Origin of the sequence: Sphingomonas glacialis (genome assembly GCF_014653575.1) — a bacterium.
Lineage (GTDB): Bacteria > Pseudomonadota > Alphaproteobacteria > Sphingomonadales > Sphingomonadaceae > Sphingomonas > Sphingomonas glacialis.
Genome location: NZ_BNAQ01000001.1, coordinates 123,124 through 143,460, shown reverse-complemented (window position 1 = coordinate 143,460; position 20,337 = coordinate 123,124). Strand labels below are relative to the sequence as shown.

Sequence of the window (20,337 nt, the reverse complement as noted above, 5' to 3'; positions counted from 1 at the left end):
GGCTTAGCGCCGATTTCGGAGCGAAAGCTTTGGCACCGAACCACTCGCCGCGAGCGAGGCGCCGCGCCCCGACAGCGACGGGTTGGTCATGAAATAGCGATGCAGGTTGAACGGCCGGTCGCCCGGCTGCGTGCGGACGTATGACCCGTCGCCCTGCAGCTCCCAACTCTGTTCGTTGTCGATCAGATTGGCGACCATCACCTGGTCGAGGATCTGCTGGTGGACGGTCTTGTTCTCGATCGGCAGCATATATTCGATCCGGCGATCGAAATTGCGCTGCATCCAGTCCGCGGAGGAAATGAACACCTGCGCGCCGTCGTTGGGCAGCATCCCGCCATTGCCGAAGCACCAGATGCGGCTGTGCTCGAGGAAGCGGCCGATCACCGATTTCACGCGGATGTTCTCCGACAGGCCCGGGACACCGGGCTTGAGACAACAGATCCCGCGGATGATGAGGTCGATCTGCACTCCGGCGTCGCTCGCTTCGTAGAGCTTGTCGATCACCGCCGGGTCGACCACCGAGTTCATCTTCGCCCAGATCGCGGCCGGGCGGCCGGCCTTGGCGTTGGCGATCTCGGTATCGATCAGCCGCATCAGCCGCGGGCGCAAGTCGCGCGGCGATAGGCTGATCAGCGCCATGTTCTCGGGTTCGACATAGCCGGTGATGTAATTGAACATCTGCGCGGCATCGAGCCCGAGCCGCGGGTCGGCGGTGAAGAAGCTGAGGTCGGTATACACCTTGGCGGTGATCGGGTGGTAATTGCCCGTCCCGAAATGGCAGTAGGTCCGGTATTGCCCGCTCTCGCGGCGGACGACCATCGAGACCTTGGCGTGCGTCTTCCAGTCGATGAAGCCATAGACGACCTGGACGCCCGCGCGTTCGAGCGCCGAGGCCCACAGCAAATTCTGTTCCTCGTCGAAGCGCGCCTTCAATTCGACCACCGCGGTGACCGACTTGCCCGCTTCGGCCGCGGCGATCAGCGCGTTGATGACGGCGGGCTGCTTGCCGGCGCGGTACAGCGTCTGCTTGATCGCGACGACGTCGGGGTCGGCGGCGGCTTGCTTGAGGAAGGCGAGCACCACGTCGAAGGTCTCGTACGGGTGGTGGACGACGATGTCCTTCGCCTTGATCGCGGCGAAGCAGTCGCCCCCATATTCGCGAACTCGCTCGGGGAAACGCGGCGAGAAGGGCGGGAATTTGAGATCGGGGCGATCCTCGTCGACGATCGCCTCGAGATCGCCGACGCCGAGAAACGCGCCGCTCTCGGTGACGAAGCAATCCGCGCCGCCGAGTTCGTCGCGGAGCACCGAGCCGAGCCGCTTGGGCATGCCGCTTTCGAGTTCGAGCCGGATTACGCGGCCGCGCCGACGCCGCTTGATCGCATTGGCGAAGTAGCGAACGAGATCCTCGGCTTCTTCCTCGATCTCGAGATCGCTGTCGCGCAGCACGCGGAACTCGGCGCCGCCGATCACGCGGTAGCCCGGGAAGACGAGCGGGGCGAAACGCTTCACCAGCGATTCGACCGCGATGTAGCGCGCCTTCTCGCCCGGCAAGCGCAGGAAGCGCGGCATCGGCGCGGGGATCATGACAAGCTCGCGGATCGGCTGGTCGTCCGAGATGCGGACGAGGTCGAACATCACCGCGAGCCCCTTGTTGGGGATGAACGGGAAGGGATGCGCGGGGTCGAGCGCTTGCGGGGTCAGGATCGGGAAGAGCTGCTCGCGGAACTGTGTTTCGAGCCAGGCGAGATCCTCGCCCGACAGCGCCTCGTCGATCGTCCGCGAGCTGAGCACCGCGATGCCGGTCTCGGCGAGCTGACGGCGCAAGTCGCGCCACACGTCGCGCTGGCTCGTCACCAGCGCATCGGCCTCGGCAACGATCGCGGCGAGCTGCTGGCCCGACGTCAGTCCGTCGTTCGACAACCGCGCGACGTCTTGAAGCTGCTGGCCCTTGAGCCCAGCCACGCGGACCATGAAGAATTCGTCGAGGTTCGACCCCGAGATCGACAAGAAGCGCACACGCTCGAGCAGCGGATGCGCGGTGTTGCACGCTTCCTCGAGCACGCGGCGGTTGAAGGCGAGCCAGGAGAGCTCGCGATTGAAATAGCGGTCGCTCCCCTCGCTGCCCGCAAACGGATCGTCGTCATGGTCCAGGCTCGCGAGATGGGCTGGGCGGGTCATCGGGTTTCCGTCGATTCGGGGAACAAGTCGGGTGCCGCGCCCGGGATCAGTCCGGCTTCGATCAACGTCACCCGTGCGAGCGGGATAGACAGGCGCTTGTGCCGCGCCAGCAGCGCCTGGTCGAGCAGATCGACCGTGCGCAGCAAGCTGATATGGGTGCGTTCCACCCGCAGGACGAGCCATTGAATCACCTCCGGCCGCGCGTCGATACCACGCCTGAGGAACTGACGCTCGAAGATTGCGCGCATCAGCGCCTCGTCGGGATCGCCGATCCGCACCGTAGGGCTCGCGGCAAGGCGCGATCGCAGGTCGGGGAGCTTGATCGACCATTCGGGCGGCGGTGCGTCGGCGACGATCACGACCGGGCGGCGATCCTCCTGCGCGCGGTTCCACGCGTGGAAGATGCTCGTCTCGTTCTGCCGCTCGGCATCGTCGATCAACCCGCCGCCGGTCTTGGCCGCGAAGATGCGCGCCAGCAGACTGCGACCCGATTTGCGCGGGCCGGTGACGACGACGGCCATCACGGGCCAGGTGCTCCAATGTTCGAGCTGCTGCACCGCCCGCATGTTCGAATCCCCGATCAGGAATTCATCGTCACGCGGATCGGCTGGCCAGTCGAGCGGAAGTGCCATTTGTGCCGGGAGCATCAGATCACCCCGTCGGCGAATCGGTAGGGGTGGGCTGGCTCCCCTGCCCCGCCGAACCGCCGCGGCGGATGCGGAGCGTCGATCCACTCGCGCTCACGCTCCAACCGCGCGCTTCGAGCGCGGCGCGCAATACCGCCGGATCGGCGTCATATGCGACGCGCAGCACCGACACGCCGCCGATCGCGAGACTCGTGGTGATCGCCGAGCGAACGCCAGGGATCGCCTGAAGCGCACTCTCGGTTCCCGTGACCGAGCCGGCGGTGGGCGTGTCGACCTGGACCGTGATCGTAGCGCCGCTTTTGGTCGCGGCGGGGCCCGGCAAGCCGTCGATCCCGAGATCGATCGGGACGACTTCGGTTGGCGTGGCGACCGGCGTCGGCGTGGCGACGGGCGTGACATAGGCGAGGCCGGAATCGCCGCTGAGCCCGCCGCCGCGCAACGCCGCCTGATAGGCTTCGTCGATCCGCTTGACGCCCGCGTCGAGCAAAACAGCGAGCGCGTCGGCGCGGTCGACGCGCAGCGTGAACTGCGTGACGAGCCGGTTGTCGGGGCCATGCCGCGCCTCGAACACGCCGATAATCGGCCCGCCGGGCCATTCGCGGCGCAGCGTGACCTTGGGCACGAGCACATCGGTCGCGCCATATTGATCGAGCACGACGCGCCACCAGCCGCGACCCGGACGTTCGGTCTGGCCGAGGTTGAGCAATAGCGCGTCGGCGCCGGTGCCGGTCGGGCGGACATAATCGACCGCGCTGTTGCCGGTGCGATAGCGGCTCCACGCGTCCTGCCAGGCGGTCTTCTGTTCGAAGCCGGTGGCGACCCCGCCGCTCACTTCGATCGGAATCGTCAGCATCGGCGACGAGCGCGACGCCTCGGCCGAAACGCCGAGGATCGACCCGGCACGCGCCCGGCTGAAGAGCACGCCGAGCTTGGCGACGTAGCGGTTGGGGCCGATCTGTTCGTTCTCGACGACAATCCCCGACACCATCGCGTCGAGCGTACCGTCGGGCAGCGTGCCCCCGCCCCTGCCCATCCGGCGCGATAGCATGTCCCAACCCTTGCGCTGCGCGATCCGCCACCCGGCATAGCGCGCGGCCTCGGCGCTCTTGCCGGTAACGTCGATTTGAATGCCGCTCACTTCATAGCTGCCCGAGCTGTCGGCGGCGGCGACACCTTGATCGGGATCGTCGACTTGCGCGAGCACCAGCCCTCCCGACGCGGTCAGGGCGAGCGCCGCAGCGAACTTTACGGGCGTGGAAAGGCGGCGGATCGACATGTCGGCGCCCTTTTGGCGAAGGAGGCGTGGAAATCCAAGCAGGATATGGCTAGGCGGGCACGATGAGCGAAACGAACCCGGACACCGAGTCCTACACCTATGCCCAAGCGGGCGTCTCGATTGCCGCTGGCAATGCGCTGGTGCGCGCGATCGCACCGCTCGCCAAGGCGACGCGTCGGCCGGGTGCCGATGCCGAACTCGGCGGCTTTGGCGGTCTGTTCGATCTCAAGGCGGCGGGGTTCGTCGATCCCCTGCTCGTCGCGGCGAACGACGGGGTCGGGACCAAGCTCAAGCTCGCGATCGAGCACAATGCGCATGACGGGGTCGGGATCGATCTGGTTGCGATGTGTGCGAACGATCTGATCGTCCAGGGTGCCGAACCGCTCTTCTTCCTCGATTATTATGCGACCGCCAAGATCGACCCCGCGGTCGCCGAGCGCGTGATCGCCTCGATCGCCGAGGGCTGTCGCCAGGCGGGCTGCGCACTGATCGGTGGTGAAACGGCCGAGATGCCGGGGATGTATGCCGCCGACGATTATGATCTCGCAGGCTTCTGCGTCGGGGCGGTAGAGCGCGATCGGGTGTTGACCGGCGCTGCGATCGCGCCGGGCGACGTCGTGCTCGGGCTCGCCTCGGCTGGTGTGCATTCTAACGGGTTTTCGCTCGTGCGCCGCCTTGCCGCCGACAAAGGGTGGAAGCTCGACCGGCCGGCGCTGTTCGATGCGGACGTCTTGCTGATCGATGCGTTGATGGCGCCGACGCGCATCTACGTGAAGGCATTGCTGCCGTTGCTTGCGGAGAAGCGGATCAAGGGGCTGGCGCACATCACCGGCGGCGGCTTGCTCGAGAACATTCCGCGCGTGCTGCCCGACGGCACGCATGCGAAGATCGACGCCGATGCCTGGGCGCAGCCACGGTTGATGGCGTTCCTCCAGGCGCAGGGCAATATCGAGCCCGAGGAAATGGCGCGGACCTTCAATTGCGGGATCGGGATGGTCGCTGTGGTGGCCGCGGACGAGGTCGCGGCGGTGACCGCCGGGCTCGAGGCCGCGGGCGAGACGGTGTTCGCGATCGGGACGATCGAGGCTGGCGTGCGCGGGTGCACGGTTTCGGGCTCGGTCGAGACGTGGGGCGGTCGTGCCGATTGGACTGCGACGCATAACCATGGGTGAACGTCGTCTTCCCCCCTCCCGCTTGCGGGAGGGGTCGGGGGTGGGCGCGCGCGGTCACCGTCAGCTACCGTCGATGTCGGGTGCCCACCCCCAGCCCCTCCCGCAAGCGGGAGGGGGGCAGTGAGCGTCAAGGTCGGTATTCTGCTCTCGGGGCGTGGCTCAAACATGATGGCGCTGGTCGAGGCCGCGCAGGACTATCACGTCGCGCTCGTCGCATCGGACAAACCAGACGCCGCCGGCATCGCCTGGGCGCGCGAGCGTGGCCTCGCCACCTTCACGCAGTCGCCCAAGGGCATCCCGAAGGCCGACTATGAAGCCGCGATCGACGCCGCGCTTGTCGAAGCTGGCGTCGAGATCATCGCGCTCGCCGGCTACATGCGCCTGCTCTCCGACGGCTTCGTGGCGCGCTGGGCGGGCCGGATCATCAACATCCACCCTTCGCTCCTGCCCAAGTACAAAGGCCTCGATACCCACGCCCGTGCGATCGAAGCGGGCGATGCGGTTGCTGGCTGCTCGGTCCATATCGTTACCGAAGAACTCGACGGCGGCGCAGTGCTTGGTCAAGCCGAGGTCGCGATCCTGCCCGGCGACACGCCCGATAGCCTTGCCGCGCGCGTGCTCGAGGCCGAGCATCGCCTTTACCCACAGATTTTGGCGGAGTTTGTACGACGATGAGCCCCGATCCCGCAGCCGTCCTCGCCAAGGTCCGCGCACTGGCGCTGGCCTTGCCCGAAACGACCGAGCGCGAATCGCATGGCGCGCCCGGCTTTTTGATCGTCGATGGCAAGTTCTTCGCCTATTTCTGGCATGATCATCACGGCGACGGTGAAACCGTCGCGATCGTCAAGACCACCGGGGTCGACGAGCAGGCGATGCTGATCGAAGCCGATCCCGAGACCTATTTCCGCCCGGCCTATCTCGGCGCATCGGGCTGGGTCGCGATGCGGCTCGATCGTGACGACACCGATTGGGACCGCGTCGGCGACCGGATCGCGATCAGCTGGGAACTCGCCGCGCCGCGTCGCTTGCTCGAGGCGGGCGGACGGTGAGCGACCAGCCGCGCGATCCCGAACTGCAAGTCGCTGCGACCGAGGCGGTCGCCAAGGCCGAAGCAGCGGCGACGCGGCGGCGTTGGATCAACCTCGGCGAATTCATCGCGGTCGCCGGGTTGCTCATTGCGGGCGGCAGCCTGTACCTCAACTGGGCCGATCACCGCGCAGACGAAGCCGACAAGCAGGTCGCCTCGATCAAGGCAGCGCGCGAGCAATCACGCTTCGACATCCGCGCGGCGCCAGCCTCGAACGGCACCGCGTTGCTGCTCGCGCATGACGACCGCCATGCGATCCGCGACGCGTCCGTTACCTTCCCGACCGCGCTGGGTGTCGGCACCAAGGATACTGTCGCGGACACGATCGATCGCGGTTGGTTCGACCATGCCTTGCTGAAAGCGACCGATGGCGGGCCCGATAAGAAGACCGGGCGGCTGCCGGTGCTGATCGCGCTGACCTATTGGGATGGCGATACGCCGCGGACGACGCGCGGGATCTACGATATCGGGTGGAAGACCGAGGGCGGGTTTCCGTTCGGACGCTCGGTCAAGCTCGAGAGCCTGCGGCTCCACGAACTCGGCGGGACGCAGAAGCGGCTCGATGCCATCTGGGCGGGTCAGCAGCCGAAGGCGAAGGACTGACGGCGTTACAGCCGGGGTTCAGAGACCCCGCGCGTAAACCGGGTCGACATGCACCTCGCCGCCGACGACGAAGTCGCGGGTGCCGATGACGCTAAATCCATTGCGTTCGTAAAAGGCACGGGCGCGGGCATTCTGATCCCATACGCCGAGCAACACACGCTTGGCGCCAACCAGGACAGCATCGGCGATCGCCTGCGCCATCAGCGCGGCACCGGTGCCGCTGCCATAGGCCTGTCGCAGCGTGTAGATCCGGCGCAGTTCGATATCGCCGGGCTGCAGCGCAATCGGAAAGTCGGGCGCGGTCAGCACGGCATAGCCGATCGGCGCAAACCCGGGCTCGATCTCCGCGACGGTGACGACCGTCGCGGGATCGGCGAGCCATTTGGCAAAAACCGCCGCGCTATTGTTCTTGAGGCAATGCGCGACGAGATCGGCGCCGGCGAGCGACGGCGCATAGGTGTCGAGGAACGCCGCGTTGGCGACGAGCGACAGCAGGTCGGCATCCGCCGACCCTGCCCGTCGCACGCGCCACTTTGGCATCAGCCGACGATTTCTTCAGGCTTGAAGAAATAGGCGATCTCGATCTCGGCATTCTCGTCCGAATCCGAACCGTGCACGGTGTTGGCTTCGATCGACTCGGCGAGCTCCTTGCGGATCGTGCCGGGCTCGGCGTTCGCCGGGTTGGTTGCGCCCATGATGTCGCGATTGCGCTGCATGGCGTTCTCGCCCTCGAGTACCTGGACGACGACCGGGCCCGAGATCATGAAGCTGACGAGCTCGCCGAAGAACGGACGCTCCTTGTGGACCGCGTAGAAGCCTTCGGCCTGCTCGCGGGTCATTTGGATGCGCTTCGAGGCGATGACGCGAAGGCCTGCTTCCTCGAGCATCTTGGTGACGGCACCGGTGATGTTGCGACGCGTGGCGTCGGGCTTGATGATCGAAAAAGTGCGGTTCGCGGCCATGACCGTGAAGCTCCTGTGTTTGAAAGGCGTTTGGAAAGTCGCGCTCCCCTAGTCGGGCGCCCGGTCGGATGCAAGCCTCAGGCGGCTTGCTCCCACCGGCCGCTGTCATTCTGTTTCCAGTAGCGGCGCTCGATCCCGGAGCGATCGGCGAGCGCTTTCCACGCGGCGCGCGCTTGTGTGATGCGCTCCTCGTCGAAGAAGTGGAAGGCGCGGTCGAAGCCGAGCGCTTCCTCGCGCCACACGCCGTCAGCGAGCGCTATGTTGCGCGCGGCGTTGGCGGCGGCGGGGCGGTCGGTGATGAGGATCGGCTGGGCGGCGTCGCTCTCGCCGTCGGCTTGTGCGTGGGGTAAGAAGCTGTCGGGGGCATAGGTCCACAGCAGGCGGTCGAGCGCGCCGCGCTGGTCGACGCTTTCGGCGACGACCAACAGGCGGCCGCCGGTCTCGACGACGCGCTCGGCGATACGCGGGAGCACGCGTTCCAGCGGCTGCGCGGTGAGGTGGTAGAAGTCGACTTGCATGTTTCTCCCCCCTTCCCGCCCCTTCTTAATCCCCTCCCGCAAGCGGGAGGGGGATTTTGCGGCTTACCCCTCGAAGTTATCCGCGACGAATCGGTCGAGCAGACGCACGCCGTACCCGGTCGCGCCCTTGTCGTAGTTCGGGCCGGCCTTGTCGGACCACACCATCCCGGCGATGTCGAGATGCGCCCATTTCACGCCCGGATCGACGAAGCGCTGGATGAACTGCGCGGCAGTGATCGACCCCGCCCCGCGCGGACCGACGTTCTTCATGTCGGCGATCGGCGAGTCGATCAACTTGTTGTACGCCTCGCCCAGCGGGAAGCGCCACAGCAAGTCGCCCGACGCCTTGCCCGCCGCGAGCAGCTGATCGGCGAGCGAGTCATCATTGGCGAAGATGCCGCCATGCTCCGAGCCGAGGCTGATGATCATCGCGCCAGTGAGCGTTGCAAGATCGACGATCGTCTTTGGGCGATGCGTGCGCTGCACCCAAGTGACCGCGTCGCACAGCACCAGACGCCCCTCAGCATCGGTGTTGAGGATCTCGATCGTCTGCCCCGACATCGAGGTGAGCACGTCACCGGGACGGATCGCATCGCCATCGGGCATGTTCTCGACGAGGCCGCACACGCCGATCACATTGGCCTTGGCCTTGCGCCCGGCGATCGCCTTCATCGCGCCGACGACCGCGCCAGCACCACCCATGTCCCACTTCATGTCTTCCATGCCGGGCCCGGGCTTGAGCGAAATGCCGCCGGTGTCGAAGGTGACGCCCTTGCCGACCAGCGCCAGCTCGGGATCACCGGCGCCTGCCCCGCTCCATTTCAGTGCGAGCAGCCGCGCGTCCTTGGCCGAACCCTGCGACACGCCGAGCAATGCGCCCATGCCTAGCTCGCGCATCTCGTCCTCGCCAAGCACGGTCACTTCGAGCCCAAGGCCCTCGACTTCGGCCAGCACCTTGGCGACGAAGGTTTCGGGATAGATGACGTTTGGCGGCTCGGCGACGAGCGTGCGCGTCAGCTCGAGGCCCTCGGTCAGCGCCTTCTGCTTGCTCCACGCGGCATCGGTCGCTTCGGGCGCGCCGTGCAGGACGATCGAGGTCAGCGTCGGCTTCGATTTTTCGGGGAGTTTGGTGCGATAGACGTCGTGACGCCAGCCGCGCTGTGCTGCCGCTCCGGCAAAGCGCGCAACCGCGTTCGGGGTGGCGCCCGTGCCGGTGAAATCGACGCTCGCGCTCGTGACGCCCGAGGTCAGCAAGCGAGCGGTCAGCGCACCGCCGGCGCGCTCATAGTCGGGCTCGCTGCCCGCGCCCGTGCCGAGCAGCAACACGCGCCGCACCCCGCCCGCACCGTCGGTCACGAAGGCCTCGACGACGCTCGCCGCCTCGCCCTCGAAGCGGCTCGCGCGGGCCGCGGCCTTGACGAGATCGAGCGCCGCCGCGTCGACGAGCGTAGTCGCGAGCCGGGCAAGCCCGTCCTTCTCGACGGGAAAGGCGATCGCCGCGGCGGACGCCGGCGCGGCGCTGGAAAGTTCGATGTGCATGAAAGCCTCGATGTGGTCTGGTCGTCGAATGAGTCGAATGTCTCTAGGACAGCCAGACGCTGCTGGCAAAGGATCGACCCCAGGAAATCGCCGGGGGAATTCGCCGCAGCACGATTGCAGCGAGGCAAGGTCGATGCGATAGGGCGGGATCGACCAGCGGTATCCGGCGACAGATCGGGCGCTTTCTCGCATCAGGGTGTTAGTTCCGACGTGAAGCGTGCCTCCTTTCTCGCCAGCTGTGTGTTTCCGCTCGTCTGGGCGGCCGCGCCCGCCTTCGCGCAGGATCTGCAGACGCGGACCGTCCCTCCCCCGCCGCCCGCGACGACGCCGAGCACGGGCGAGGACCAAGTCCAGTTCAACGCCACGACGCTGGAATATGACAGCAAGGGCGACATGGTCACCGCCAAGGGTGACGTGCGAATGTACCGCGCCGGCAATCGGTTGCGCGCCGATACGGTGGTATGGGACCGCAAGACCGGCAAGGTCCACGCGGACGGCAATGTCGCGGTGGTCAACCCCGGCGGCGACACCGCCTATGGCGATTCGATCGAGCTGACCGATGCGCTCAAGGACGGCATGGTCGACAACATGCTGCTCGTGCTCGAAAAGGGTGGACGACTGGCTGCACGCAAGGGAACGCGCTCGCTCGACGAGACCGTCGTGCTCGAGGATGCCGCCTACACGCCGTGCGGTGTGACCGATTCGAACAATTGCCCCAAGGAACCGTCGTGGAAGATCACCGCGGTGCGCGTGATCTATCGGCCCGATCGACGCCGGATCTATTACAAGGGCGCGCGAATCAATTTGTTCGGCCTGCCGACGATTCCGTTGCCCGCTTTCTCGAATGCGATCGGCGACGGCAACGACAACGGCCTGCTCGCGCCCGACCTGCGCTACAGCCGTACCAACGGCTTCGAATTCGCGCAGCCCTACCATTTCGCGCTCGGGCCGAACCAAGGGCTTACGGTCACGCCGCGGATCTTCAGCGCCGTGCTGCCGATGCTCAAGGCCGAATATAGCGCGCTCAACACGCTCGGCGCGTACCGCATCGCGGGCTATGTCACCGCGAGCCCGCGCAGCACCGATTTGCTGACCCCGACCCCTGCAGGCACGCCGAATTCGTTCCGCGGCTATCTCGACGGGGTTGCGCGTTTCCAGCTGACCCCCGATTGGACGCTCAGCGGTTCCTTGCGCCTGACCACCGACCCGACGTTCCTGCGACGCTATGACATCTCGACCGACGACCGGCTGCGCAGCACCGTGAAGCTTGAGCATATCGACCGGAGCAGCTATTTCTCGGTCGCCGGTTGGTACGTCCAGACGCTCCGCGTCGGCGACCGCCAGGCGCTCCAACCGATCGCGCTGCCCGAGATCGATTATCGCAAGCGGATTCCCGACAGTCTGCTCGGCGGCGTTCTCACCTTCCAGCTCAACACGCTCGGGATCGAGCGCCCGGCGGGCCAGGACACGCAGCGCGCGTTTGCCAGCGCGCAATGGGAATTGCGCAAGCTGACGCCCTGGGGTCAAGAGGTGACCTTCACCGCGCTCGGCCGCGGCGACCTCTATCGTACCAGCGATATCCTCGCGACGAGCGTGGCAAACTATCGCGGCGAGTCGGGCGTCAGCGGCCGCCTGATCGGCGCGTTCGCGATCGACGTGAAGTGGCCGTTCATCGGGGCGCTCCTTGGCGGCACGCAGCGCCTTACCCCGCGCGTGCAAATCGTCGGATCGCCACAGGCTGGCACCACGACGGTTCCGAACGAGGATTCGCGGTCGGTCGATCTCGAGGATACCAACCTGTTCTCGCTCAACCGCTTTCCCGGCTACGATCGCTTCGAGGATTCGGCGCGGGTGACTTACGGGCTTGACTGGGCAGTCGACCTACCGGGCTTCTCGCTCACGACCAATATCGGGCAAAGCTATCGCCTCAACAGCCGTCCGACCCTGTTTCCCAACGGTACCGGCCTTTCGGGACGCGTATCGGACATCGTCGGGCGGACCGAACTGCGCTTCCATGACTGGGTTTCGGTGATCCACCGCTACCGGCTCGACCAAGGCGACCTCGCGGTCCGCCGCAACGAGCTCGATGCGACCGTCGGTTCGCGCAGCACCTATTTCCTCGTCGGATATCTGCGGCTCAACCGCAACATCGATCGGACGCTCGAGGATCTGAGCGATCGCGAGGAATTGCGGGTCGGCTCGCGCGTGCAGATTTCGCGCTTCTGGTCCGTGTTCGGCTCGACGGTGATCGATCTGACCAATCGAGACGAAGACCCGTTGTCGCTCGCCGACGGGTTCGACCCCGTACGGCACCGGCTCGGCGTGCAGTATGAGGATGATTGCCTCAAGCTCGGGGTTACCTGGAAACGGGATTATCAGACCACCGGCGACGTCAAGGCGGGCAATGGCTTCTTGTTGACGCTGGCGTTCAAAAACCTTGGCCGCTAAGCACTGGTTCAGACGGATCGGCGCAGGACCGCGTCCAACGGTTCGAGCCCGGGCCTAGGGCGCGAAGGTTTGGGCTGATCGGGCACGCTGTGCGGGATGGGATTTTGATTACGTGAAGACTGATACAGCAAAGCCGACCCGACTGGGTCGCAGCTTCGGATTTGGCGCAGCGATCATCGCGCTGCTGGCCGCGAGCGGGGGCTCGATCGCGCAGACTGCGCCGGCGCCAGCGGGGCCCGAGGCGGCGGCATCCGACCAAGCCGGCGTGACCGCGCTCGATCTGCCCAAGAACCCGACGATCTTCGGCAAGGTCGATCCGACGATCCGCAAGCCGACCGCGATCGTCAACGGTGCTGTGATCACCGGGACCGATATCGACCAGCGCGTTGCGCTGTTGCTCGCTGCACGCGACCTCAAACTGTCGGCGCAGGAAATGGCGCAGTACAAGCTCGTCATCGTTCGCCAGCTGATCGACGAAACGCTCGAGATCCAGCAGGCAAAGAGTGCCGACGTCAAAATTGGTCCCGACGAGATCAACAAGAGCTACGACACGGTCGCCCGCAACTTCGGCAAGACGCCGACCGAAATGCGCGCGTATTTGCGGACGATCGGATCGGCAGACCGTTCGCTCAAGCGCCAGATCGAGGCAGAGCTGTCGTGGAACCGCTATCTTCGCCGCAAGGTCGACGTCAACGTCGGTGACGAAGAGGTCAATGCGATCATCGACAAGATCAAGAAGCAGCAGGGCTCGACCGAATATCACGTTCGCGAAATCTATCTGAAGGCTGATGCCGACCGTGCTCCCGAGGTCTTTGCGCAGGCGCAGCAGATGATGCAGTCGATCCAGAAGCGCGACAAGGGTGAGGATACGTTTGGGTATTACGCCCGCCTGTCCGACGCGACGACGCGCGCAACCGGCGGCGATCTCGACTGGTTGAGCGAGCAGCAATTGTCGCAGCTTCCGGCGGCGCTGGTCGAGGCGATCAAGTCGATGACGCCCGAGCATCTCGCTGGGCCGATCGAGGTGCCGGGTGGTTTCTCAATCATCTATCTGGTCGATACGCGCAAGATCGGCGTCGCCGATCCGCTCGATGCGCGCCTGACGCTCAAGCAGGTCAGCGAGCGCTTCCCCGAGGGGATCACGCAGGAACAAGCCAACGCCCGCGTCGCCGAGTTCGCCAAGCTCAGCTCGACGATCAAGGGCTGCGGCGAGGTTGCCAAGGTTGCGGCAACGCTCGGCGCGGATGTGGTCGACAACGATTCGGTGCGGATCAAGGATCTGCCGGTCGCGCTGCGCGAGATCATGCTCAAGCTGCAGGTCGGCGAATCGACGCCGCCGTTCGGCTCGGCCAAGGATGGCATCCGTTCGCTCGTGTTGTGCGGTCGTGACGAAGCGGTTGCAAACATTCCGGGAATGGAACAAGTTCGCAGCACGATGGAAAATCAACGCGTTAACCTGCGTGCGAACCAGTTGCTCCGCGATTTGCGGCGTGACGCGATCGTCGAATATCGCTGACCTGGAGGATATCACGATGGTCGCGCCGCTCGCCATATCGATGGGGGACCCGGCGGGCATCGGCCCCGAGGTGATCGCAAAAGCGTGGGCGCGTCGCGTTGAAGCCGGCCTCCCGGCATTCTTCGCGACGGGCGACGCGCGAGCGATCGCAGCGGTGTGGGATGGTCCGGTCACGATCATCGCGCATCCCGAAGCGGCCAATCGCGTCTTCGAGACCGCTTTGCCGGTGCTGACGGTAGAGGACGGCGGTGAGATCGTGCCGGGCTCGCCCGATGTCGAGGGCGCGCGCTGTGCCTTGCGGGCGCTCGAGCTTGCCGCCGGTCTCGTCCGCTCGGGTGCCGCGCGGGCGCTCGTCACCGGGCCGGTGTCGAAGAGCCAGCTCTACCAGATTGGCTTCACTTATCCCGGCCAGACCGAGTTCGTCGCCGAACGCTGCGGCATTGCCGGTGAGAATGCGGTGATGATGCTGGCCGGCCCCGATCTGCGCGTCGTCCCAATCACGACACACGTGCCGCTGGCCGCGGTGAGTGGGCTGTTGTCGATCGAGCTGATCGTCGCCAAGGGCCGTGCGACCGCGCGCGGCTTGGCGCGCAATTTCGGGATCCTCAACCCGCGGATCGCCTTTGCCGGGTTCAACCCGCATGCCGGCGAAAGCGGCGCGATCGGGCGCGAGGAGATCGAGCTGATCGCGCCTGCGGTAGCGGTGCTGCGTGGCGACGGGGTCGACGCGATCGGACCGTTCGCGGCCGACACGCTGTTCCACCCGCGGGCGCGTGCTGGCTATGACGCCGTGCTGTGCTGCTATCACGATCAGGCTCTCGTGCCGATCAAGACGCTATATTTCGACGAGGGCGTCAACATCACGCTCGGCCTGCCGATCGTTCGGACGTCACCCGATCACGGCACCGCCTTCGACATCGCCGGCAAGGACCGCGCCGAGCCCGGTGCGACGATCGCGGCGATCCGTCTCGCCGGTGAAGCCGCCGACCGCCGCGCTGCTGCCGACGCGTGAGCAAGCCAGAATTGCCGCCGCTGCGCGAGGTAATCGCGCGCCATGGCCTCAACGCGAGCAAGGCGCTGGGGCAGAACTTTCTGCTCGACGCGCAACTGCTCGCGCGGATTGCACGCATTCCCGGCGACCTGACCGATTCCGAAGTGCTCGAGATCGGCCCGGGGCCGGGCGGGCTGACGCGGGCGCTGCTCGGCGCGGGGGCCCGCGTGACGGCGATCGAGCGCGACCACCGCTGTATCCCCGCGCTCGCCGAACTGGGCGAAGCGTTTCCCGGCAAGCTGCGCGTGATCGAGGGCGATGCGCTCGAGATCGACGGCGCCGGCCTGTTCGAGGGCAAGCCGCATATCGCCTCCAACCTGCCCTATAACATCGGCACGGCGTTGCTGGTGCGCTGGCTGTCCGCCGACTGGGCGCCGTGGTGGCAGAGCCTGACGCTGATGTTCCAGCGCGAGGTTGCCGAACGGATCGTCGCGCCGACCGATGGCGAAGCGTATGGGCGACTAGCGGTGCTCGCGCAGTGGCGGAGCAAGGCGACGCTGGCGATGCCGGTGCACCGGTCGGCCTTCACCCCGCCGCCCAAGGTGATGTCGGCGGTGGTGCATATCGTGCCTGCTGAGGCGCCCGACGGCGTGCGCTTCGCGACGCTCGAGCGGCTCACGGCGGCGGCGTTCGGGCAGCGGCGCAAGATGTTGCGGCAGAGCTTGAAGGGTGTGCCGGGCGCGCTCGCGGCGCTCGACGCGGTCGGGATCGAGGCGACGCGGCGGGCGGAGACGGTGAGCGTTGCGGAGTTTGTCGCGCTAGCCAAGGCGCTTTCCTGACAGCGTTGCCCGGCGGAGGCCGGGGCCGCTCGGTGGGTCGGGCGGCGCTCTGCTACATCCAGCGGCCCGGCCTTCGCCGGGACGTCGGATTAGTCGGCTTTGGGGAGCGCTGCCGGTACCGTCGCGGCAGCCGTAACGATCGGCGGGCCCTTGGCGATCGATGCCGTCAGCACGGCAACTTCAGGGCACGCGCGCTTGGCGCAGACCAGCTTGACCTTCGCCAGATTTTCGCGCGCGCGGATCACCGCCCCCTTGGCGACGAGCGCTTCGCCCTGCCCGCTCAGCGCTGCGACATCGTTGGGATCGAGCGACAGCGCCTCGCGGTAGAGGCGGATCGCCTTGCCCGGCAGGCCGCGCGTCTTGGCGACTTCGGCGAGCCGCACGAACGCGCCACGGTTGCGCGGATCGACCGCGACCGCGCTCTCGAACAGATCGGTCGCCGCGTCGAGATTACCCGCCGCCTGCTGCGCCTGCCCCTTTGCGAGCAGCGCCAGCGAGCGCACATCGACCGTGTCCTCGGGCCGCTGACCCTGCACCGCGGTCGCGACGGTAACCAGCGTCAGCGCGGCAGCGACGGCGACGGACGTGTAACGCATGAGATACTCCAGCTTCGACACGGCCACAGGGCTATCACGGCGCGATGAGGCGCGCGACAAAAAAGCCGTCGGTCGCGTCATGCGCTGGCGTCAGGCGGACGCCGGGGCCATGCTTGCGCCCGACCGGGAGTTTGAGCGGCTGCGCCTTCCAGCCGGGGTTGGCGGTAAGGAAATCGGCGACCTGTCCTGCCCCTTCTTCGTCGAGCAGCGAGCAGACGATGTACACAAGCGCGCCGCCCGGCTTGACGAGATTGGCGCCGACTTCGAGCACGTGCTTCTGCGTCTCGACCAGCCGCTCGATCCGGTCGGGCGTGAGCCGCCAGCGCGCCTCGGGGTTGCGGCGCCAGGTGCCGGTGCCCGAGCACGGCGCGTCGATCAGCACGCAATCGGCGCTGTGGAGCCAGTCGTCGAGCATCTCGACCTCGCGGCCCGGATTGAGCAGGCGCGTCTCGATGATCCCCGAGCGTGCGCGTTCAGCGCGAGGGGCCATGCGCGAAAGGCGCATGCGATCGGTGTCGGTCGCGAGCACTTCGCCCTGCCCTTCCATCACCGCGGCGAGCGCGAGCGTCTTGCCGCCGGCTCCAGCGCATAGGTCGACGATGCGCTGGCCGGGCTTGGCCTTGGCAGCGAGCGTGACGAACTGGCTGCCGGCGTCCTGCACTTCGATCGCGCCGTGATTGTAGGCGGGGAGGTTCTCGACCTGCGTGCCCGAAGGGAGGCGCAGGCCGTCGGGCAGGCCGGCGATCGGCTCGGCGCCCTCGATGTCGATCTCTTCGACGATCATGCGGTTGATGCGCGCGTCGAGCGGGGCGCGGCTGATGAGCGCTTCGAACTCTTCATAGCCGAGGTCGGACGAATGCAGGCGGTCGATGATCCACGTCGGCGCGACGCCCGAGGGGGCGGCGGTCTCGTGCTTGCCGATCGGCGCGGGGCCGTGGCCGACGCCGTCGAAGGTCGCGGCGACCTCTGGGTCGGCTTCAGCGACGGCGAGCATCGCGGCGCGGCCCGAGGCTGGGCGCTCGCCGGCTGCGCGGATCGCTGCGTAGACGAGTTCGCGGACGGCGCGGCGGTCCTTGCTGCCGGCATAGCGGCGCGTGCTGAAGTAGCGCGCGATCAGCGTGTCGGCGGCGGCGCCGCTGTCGCGGGCGCCAGCGATGATCTGGTCGAGCAGCTCGATCGCGGCCTGGGTGCGGGCGGATGGGGTCATATCAAAATTCCAGTCGTCATGCCGGACTTGATCCGGCATCCATGCGGTTTGCTCGCCTCATGCGGGACGTCTCGTCTCGGACGGCTCGCATGGACCCCGGATCAAGTCCGGGGTGACGAAATACGTCTTGCCCGCGCGCTCAGCGCGTGGGGTAGTTCGGGGCTTCGCGCGTGATGTCGACGTCGTGGACGTGGCTTTCCTTGAGGCCGGCGCCGGTGATCTGAACGAAGCGCGCGCGCGCCTGCAAGTCGTCGAGCGTCGCCGAACCCGTATAGCCCATCGCCGCGCGGATGCCGCCGACGAGCTGGTGGATCACGTCCTTGGCGGGCCCCTTGAAGGCGACCTGGCCTTCGATCCCCTCGGGGACGAGCTTCATCTGGTCCTTGATGTCGCCCTGGAAATAGCGGTCGGCCGAGCCGCGGCCCATCGCGCCGACCGAGCCCATGCCGCGATACGATTTGTACGCGCGGCCCTGGAACAGGAAGGTCTCGCCCGGCGCTTCCTCGGTGCCCGCGAGCAGCGAGCCGATCATGCACGCCGACGCGCCCGCCGCGAGCGCCTTGGCGAGATCGCCCGAGGTGCGCAGGCCCCCGTCGGCGATGACGGGCACGCCGTGCTTCTGGCCGATCTCGGCGCAGTCCATCACGGCGGTCAGCTGCGGCACGCCGACGCCGGCGACGACGCGCGTGGTGCAGATCGAGCCCGGGCCGATGCCGACCTTGATGCCGTCGGCCCCGGCGTCGATCAGCGCGCGGGTCGCCTCGGCGGTGGCGACGTTGCCGGCGATGACCTGGACCGAATTGCTGAGCTTCTTCACGCGCTCGACCGCGCGCGCGACGTCGCGATTGTGGCCGTGCGCGGTGTCGATCACCACCAGGTCGAGCTCGGCATCGACCAAAGCCTCGGTCCGCGCGAAGCCCTTGTCGCCGACCGTGGTCGCGGCAGCCACGCGCAGGCGGCCGGCGTCGTCCTTGGTCGCGTTGGGATAGGTGACCGCCTTCTCGATATCCTTGACGGTGATCAGGCCGACGCAGCGATATTTGTCGTCGACGACGATCAATTTCTCGATCCGGCGCTGGTGGAGTAGGCGGCGCGCCTCTTCCTTGCCGACGCCGGTCGAGACGGTCGCGAGGTTCTCGTGCGTCATCAGTTCGGAGACGGGCTGTTGCGCGTTCTCGGCGAAGCGCGTGTCGCGGTTGGTGAGGATGCCGACGAGCGTGCCGTCGGCCTCGACCACCGGGATGCCGCTGATCTTGTGGCGCAGCATCAGCGCCTGCGCTTCGGCGAGCGTCGCGGACGGGGCGATCGTGATCGGGTTGACGACCATGCCGCTCTCGAAGCGCTTGACCGCACGGACCGCGGCGACTTGCTCGGGGACCTCCATATTGCGGTGCAGCACGCCGATACCACCCAATTGCGCCATGACGATCGCCATGTCGGCCTCGGTCACGGTGTCCATCGCCGAGGAGAGGATCGGGATATCGAGCGAGATGCCGCGAGTGACGCGCGTCGCGGTGTTGGTCTGGCTGGGCACGATGTCCGATTCAGCCGGCACGAGCAGGACATCGTCGAAGGTGAGGCCGAGGCGAATGTCCATGAAGATGCCGTTTCCTGCTGCCCCGGGGAGGTCGGGTGGGTGCGAGTCGTGGCGGTCCATGTAAACAACGGCCGCGCGGGGCGCTAGGGGGCGGTTTGGGATGTGGCGGGCGGGGCGCTGCAGACGGGGGCGCGGTGGAAAGTCGCACGAGAGTCGCACCATCGCGGGTGGCTCACAAGCCCCTCCCCTGAAGGGAGGGGCAAGATGAAGAAGTTTAACGCTGTGCGACGAACCGTGTCTCGGTTGACTCGATTGACCCCAAGACGTGATGTTTCCTTTTCCGATCGTTTCCGTTCCTGCGCCAATACGGAATGCGGGTGACCTCCCCTTTCGTTCCGCCGCCCGGCGCAGGCCAAGCGAAACTGTCGCAAAGGCGCGAGGATGATAAGCCAGACCGTTCAAAGAGCAGGTAAGAACATAGCACGAACGTAGCTTGTAGGAAAGACTAAACGGAGCCTTCCGCGAGAACAGCCAACCAACGCAGCATAGCGGTTTGCGATCCGCGCCGCGTGGTGTCACTATCGCGCCATCAACTCCTGATACGAACAGTGTTCCCGCATCGATCGCGACCTGAATATTTCATATCCGAGGAAACGACATGAAAACGTTGGCGATCACGATGCTCCTCTTGCTCGTTCCCGCACCTTCTTCTGCGGCGGGATCATCCGCGGGCATGCCGAAACCAATTTTCAGTTGCGGGATCGGCACCAAGCGCGTGTCGGTCAACTTGGTGGGCAGTCAGCTGGTCTATCATTACGGCACGCAGCAAAAAGAGGAGATGTCGATCATCGGCGACCGGCAAAGCGGCAATGTCTTCTGGCTGACACAGCGGATGGCGGGGGTCGAATACCAGCTGCGTTTCAAGAGCGGTGCCTATAGTTACATCGTCTATACCGTCGAAGGAAATGCGATGTCTGGCGCGAGGCCTGCAGCGGGCCTTGTCGTCATGCAGGGCACAAAGACGATTTCGGACAAGAAATGCGCGAAATACGCCGAGTTCCAGCCGAACTTTGATTTCTCTTCGCTGCCGGAAGACTCTCGGGAGTATTCCGCGATGTAACCAGGGCTTGCATAGGAGCCCCCCCTACCCCCGCACCCCCAATCTGCTAAAACCCAACAATCGCGCCCGCCCCTTCCGCGGTCGCGCAAGGGGAACCC

General features: G+C 66.4%; 19 protein-coding genes. 9 read left to right on the top strand and 10 right to left on the bottom strand.

Features of this window, described 5'->3' with window-relative positions:
• Window positions 1-3: 3 nt before the first annotated feature.
• The 3 genes from IE187_RS00645 to IE187_RS00635 are packed head-to-tail and all read right to left on the bottom strand — an operon-like array spanning window position 4 to window position 4,104.
• Window positions 4-2,181, bottom strand: coding sequence for an RNA degradosome polyphosphate kinase (locus tag IE187_RS00645; protein ID WP_133188169.1), 2,178 nt, complete (start codon window positions 2,179-2,181; stop codon window positions 4-6).
• A complete protein-coding gene (locus IE187_RS00640) occupies window positions 2,178-2,813 on the bottom strand; it encodes an HdaA/DnaA family protein (protein ID WP_133191952.1) in 636 nt (211 codons plus the stop codon). The genes IE187_RS00645 and IE187_RS00640 overlap by 4 nt, the downstream gene beginning before the upstream one ends.
• A gap of 19 nt (window positions 2,814-2,832) precedes the next feature.
• Window positions 2,833-4,104, bottom strand: a complete 1,272-nt coding sequence (locus IE187_RS00635) for a heavy-metal-associated domain-containing protein (protein ID WP_189674692.1) — start codon at window positions 4,102-4,104, stop codon at window positions 2,833-2,835.
• Between the two features lie 62 nt (window positions 4,105-4,166).
• Between IE187_RS00635 and purM the strand changes: the two genes are divergently transcribed.
• The 4 genes from purM to IE187_RS00615 all read left to right on the top strand — a co-directional run bounded on the left by purM (window position 4,167) and on the right by IE187_RS00615 (window position 6,966).
• Window positions 4,167-5,276 (top strand): phosphoribosylformylglycinamidine cyclo-ligase, encoded by a 1,110-nt coding sequence (purM, locus tag IE187_RS00630; protein ID WP_189674691.1) that lies wholly within the window; start codon window positions 4,167-4,169, stop codon window positions 5,274-5,276.
• A gap of 165 nt (window positions 5,277-5,441) precedes the next feature.
• A complete protein-coding gene (gene purN, locus IE187_RS00625; RefSeq protein WP_189675543.1) occupies window positions 5,442-5,951 on the top strand; it encodes a phosphoribosylglycinamide formyltransferase in 510 nt (169 codons plus the stop codon).
• Entirely contained in the window at window positions 5,948-6,325 is a 378-nt protein-coding gene (locus IE187_RS00620) for an MmcQ/YjbR family DNA-binding protein (RefSeq protein WP_189674690.1), read from the top strand. Before purN ends, IE187_RS00620 begins: the two co-directional genes overlap by 4 nt.
• Complete coding sequence (locus IE187_RS00615; RefSeq protein WP_189674689.1) at window positions 6,322-6,966, top strand: hypothetical protein; 645 nt, start codon at window positions 6,322-6,324, stop codon at window positions 6,964-6,966. The genes IE187_RS00620 and IE187_RS00615 overlap by 4 nt, the downstream gene beginning before the upstream one ends.
• Before the next feature lie 18 nt (window positions 6,967-6,984).
• Here IE187_RS00615 and IE187_RS00610 read toward each other — a convergent pair whose 3' ends face one another.
• The 4 genes from IE187_RS00610 to IE187_RS00595 form a co-directional block, all read right to left on the bottom strand.
• Window positions 6,985-7,506, bottom strand: a complete 522-nt coding sequence (locus tag IE187_RS00610) for a GNAT family N-acetyltransferase (RefSeq protein ID WP_189674688.1) — start codon at window positions 7,504-7,506, stop codon at window positions 6,985-6,987.
• On the bottom strand, window positions 7,506-7,928 hold the full coding sequence (gene ndk / locus IE187_RS00605; RefSeq protein WP_010186473.1) for a nucleoside-diphosphate kinase: 423 nt from the start codon (window positions 7,926-7,928) through the stop codon (window positions 7,506-7,508). The genes IE187_RS00610 and ndk overlap by 1 nt, the downstream gene beginning before the upstream one ends.
• Before the next feature lie 77 nt (window positions 7,929-8,005).
• Window positions 8,006-8,446, bottom strand: coding sequence for a DNA polymerase III subunit chi (locus IE187_RS00600; RefSeq protein WP_189674687.1), 441 nt, complete (start codon window positions 8,444-8,446; stop codon window positions 8,006-8,008).
• 63 nt (window positions 8,447-8,509) lie between these two features.
• Complete coding sequence (locus tag IE187_RS00595) at window positions 8,510-9,985, bottom strand: leucyl aminopeptidase (RefSeq protein WP_189674686.1); 1,476 nt, start codon at window positions 9,983-9,985, stop codon at window positions 8,510-8,512.
• 210 nt (window positions 9,986-10,195) lie between these two features.
• Between IE187_RS00595 and IE187_RS00590 the strand changes: the two genes are divergently transcribed.
• From IE187_RS00590 to rsmA, 4 genes are all read left to right on the top strand, one after another.
• Window positions 10,196-12,433 carry an LPS-assembly protein LptD gene (locus IE187_RS00590; RefSeq protein ID WP_189674685.1) on the top strand — a complete coding sequence of 746 codons (2,238 nt, stop codon included), beginning with the start codon at window positions 10,196-10,198 and terminating at the stop codon, window positions 12,431-12,433.
• Window positions 12,434-12,545: 112 nt separating this feature from the next.
• Window positions 12,546-13,949 (top strand): peptidylprolyl isomerase, encoded by a 1,404-nt coding sequence (locus IE187_RS00585; protein WP_189674684.1) that lies wholly within the window; start codon window positions 12,546-12,548, stop codon window positions 13,947-13,949.
• Between the two features lie 16 nt (window positions 13,950-13,965).
• Entirely contained in the window at window positions 13,966-14,961 is a 996-nt protein-coding gene (pdxA, locus tag IE187_RS00580; RefSeq protein ID WP_189675542.1) for a 4-hydroxythreonine-4-phosphate dehydrogenase PdxA, read from the top strand.
• A complete protein-coding gene (gene rsmA / locus IE187_RS00575) occupies window positions 14,958-15,779 on the top strand; it encodes a 16S rRNA (adenine(1518)-N(6)/adenine(1519)-N(6))-dimethyltransferase RsmA (RefSeq protein WP_189674683.1) in 822 nt (273 codons plus the stop codon). The genes pdxA and rsmA overlap by 4 nt, the downstream gene beginning before the upstream one ends.
• A gap of 89 nt (window positions 15,780-15,868) precedes the next feature.
• Here the strand turns inward: rsmA and IE187_RS00570 are convergent, their stop codons facing one another.
• The 3 genes from IE187_RS00570 to guaB form a co-directional block, all read right to left on the bottom strand.
• The gene (locus IE187_RS00570; protein ID WP_189674682.1) at window positions 15,869-16,375 is read right to left on the bottom strand and encodes a tetratricopeptide repeat protein; all 507 of its coding nucleotides are present in this window, start codon (window positions 16,373-16,375) and stop codon (window positions 15,869-15,871) included.
• A gap of 34 nt (window positions 16,376-16,409) precedes the next feature.
• A complete protein-coding gene (locus IE187_RS00565; protein WP_189674681.1) occupies window positions 16,410-17,582 on the bottom strand; it encodes an RsmB/NOP family class I SAM-dependent RNA methyltransferase in 1,173 nt (390 codons plus the stop codon).
• A gap of 139 nt (window positions 17,583-17,721) precedes the next feature.
• A complete protein-coding gene (gene guaB / locus IE187_RS00560; RefSeq protein WP_189674680.1) occupies window positions 17,722-19,179 on the bottom strand; it encodes an IMP dehydrogenase in 1,458 nt (485 codons plus the stop codon).
• 598 nt (window positions 19,180-19,777) lie between these two features.
• Here guaB and IE187_RS00555 point away from each other — a divergent pair.
• Window positions 19,778-20,239 (top strand): hypothetical protein, encoded by a 462-nt coding sequence (locus IE187_RS00555; protein WP_189674679.1) that lies wholly within the window; start codon window positions 19,778-19,780, stop codon window positions 20,237-20,239.
• The last annotated feature ends 98 nt before the right edge of the window (window positions 20,240-20,337 follow it).

Coding starts and splice junctions, on each gene's coding strand:
- IE187_RS00645 (WP_133188169.1), bottom strand. CDS start 2,181: ATGACCCGCCCAGCCCATCTCGCGAGCCTGGACCATGACGACGATCCG.
- IE187_RS00640 (WP_133191952.1), bottom strand. CDS start 2,813: ATGGCACTTCCGCTCGACTGGCCAGCCGATCCGCGTGACGATGAATTC.
- IE187_RS00635 (WP_189674692.1), bottom strand. CDS start 4,104: ATGTCGATCCGCCGCCTTTCCACGCCCGTAAAGTTCGCTGCGGCGCTC.
- purM (WP_189674691.1), top strand. CDS start 4,167: ATGAGCGAAACGAACCCGGACACCGAGTCCTACACCTATGCCCAAGCG.
- purN (WP_189675543.1), top strand. CDS start 5,442: ATGATGGCGCTGGTCGAGGCCGCGCAGGACTATCACGTCGCGCTCGTC.
- IE187_RS00620 (WP_189674690.1), top strand. CDS start 5,948: ATGAGCCCCGATCCCGCAGCCGTCCTCGCCAAGGTCCGCGCACTGGCG.
- IE187_RS00610 (WP_189674688.1), bottom strand. CDS start 7,506: ATGCCAAAGTGGCGCGTGCGACGGGCAGGGTCGGCGGATGCCGACCTG.
- ndk (WP_010186473.1), bottom strand. CDS start 7,928: ATGGCCGCGAACCGCACTTTTTCGATCATCAAGCCCGACGCCACGCGT.
- IE187_RS00600 (WP_189674687.1), bottom strand. CDS start 8,446: ATGCAAGTCGACTTCTACCACCTCACCGCGCAGCCGCTGGAACGCGTG.
- IE187_RS00595 (WP_189674686.1), bottom strand. CDS start 9,985: ATGCACATCGAACTTTCCAGCGCCGCGCCGGCGTCCGCCGCGGCGATC.
- pdxA (WP_189675542.1), top strand. CDS start 13,966: ATGGTCGCGCCGCTCGCCATATCGATGGGGGACCCGGCGGGCATCGGC.
- IE187_RS00570 (WP_189674682.1), bottom strand. CDS start 16,375: ATGCGTTACACGTCCGTCGCCGTCGCTGCCGCGCTGACGCTGGTTACC.
- IE187_RS00565 (WP_189674681.1), bottom strand. CDS start 17,582: ATGACCCCATCCGCCCGCACCCAGGCCGCGATCGAGCTGCTCGACCAG.
- guaB (WP_189674680.1), bottom strand. CDS start 19,179: ATGGACATTCGCCTCGGCCTCACCTTCGACGATGTCCTGCTCGTGCCG.
- IE187_RS00555 (WP_189674679.1), top strand. CDS start 19,778: ATGAAAACGTTGGCGATCACGATGCTCCTCTTGCTCGTTCCCGCACCT.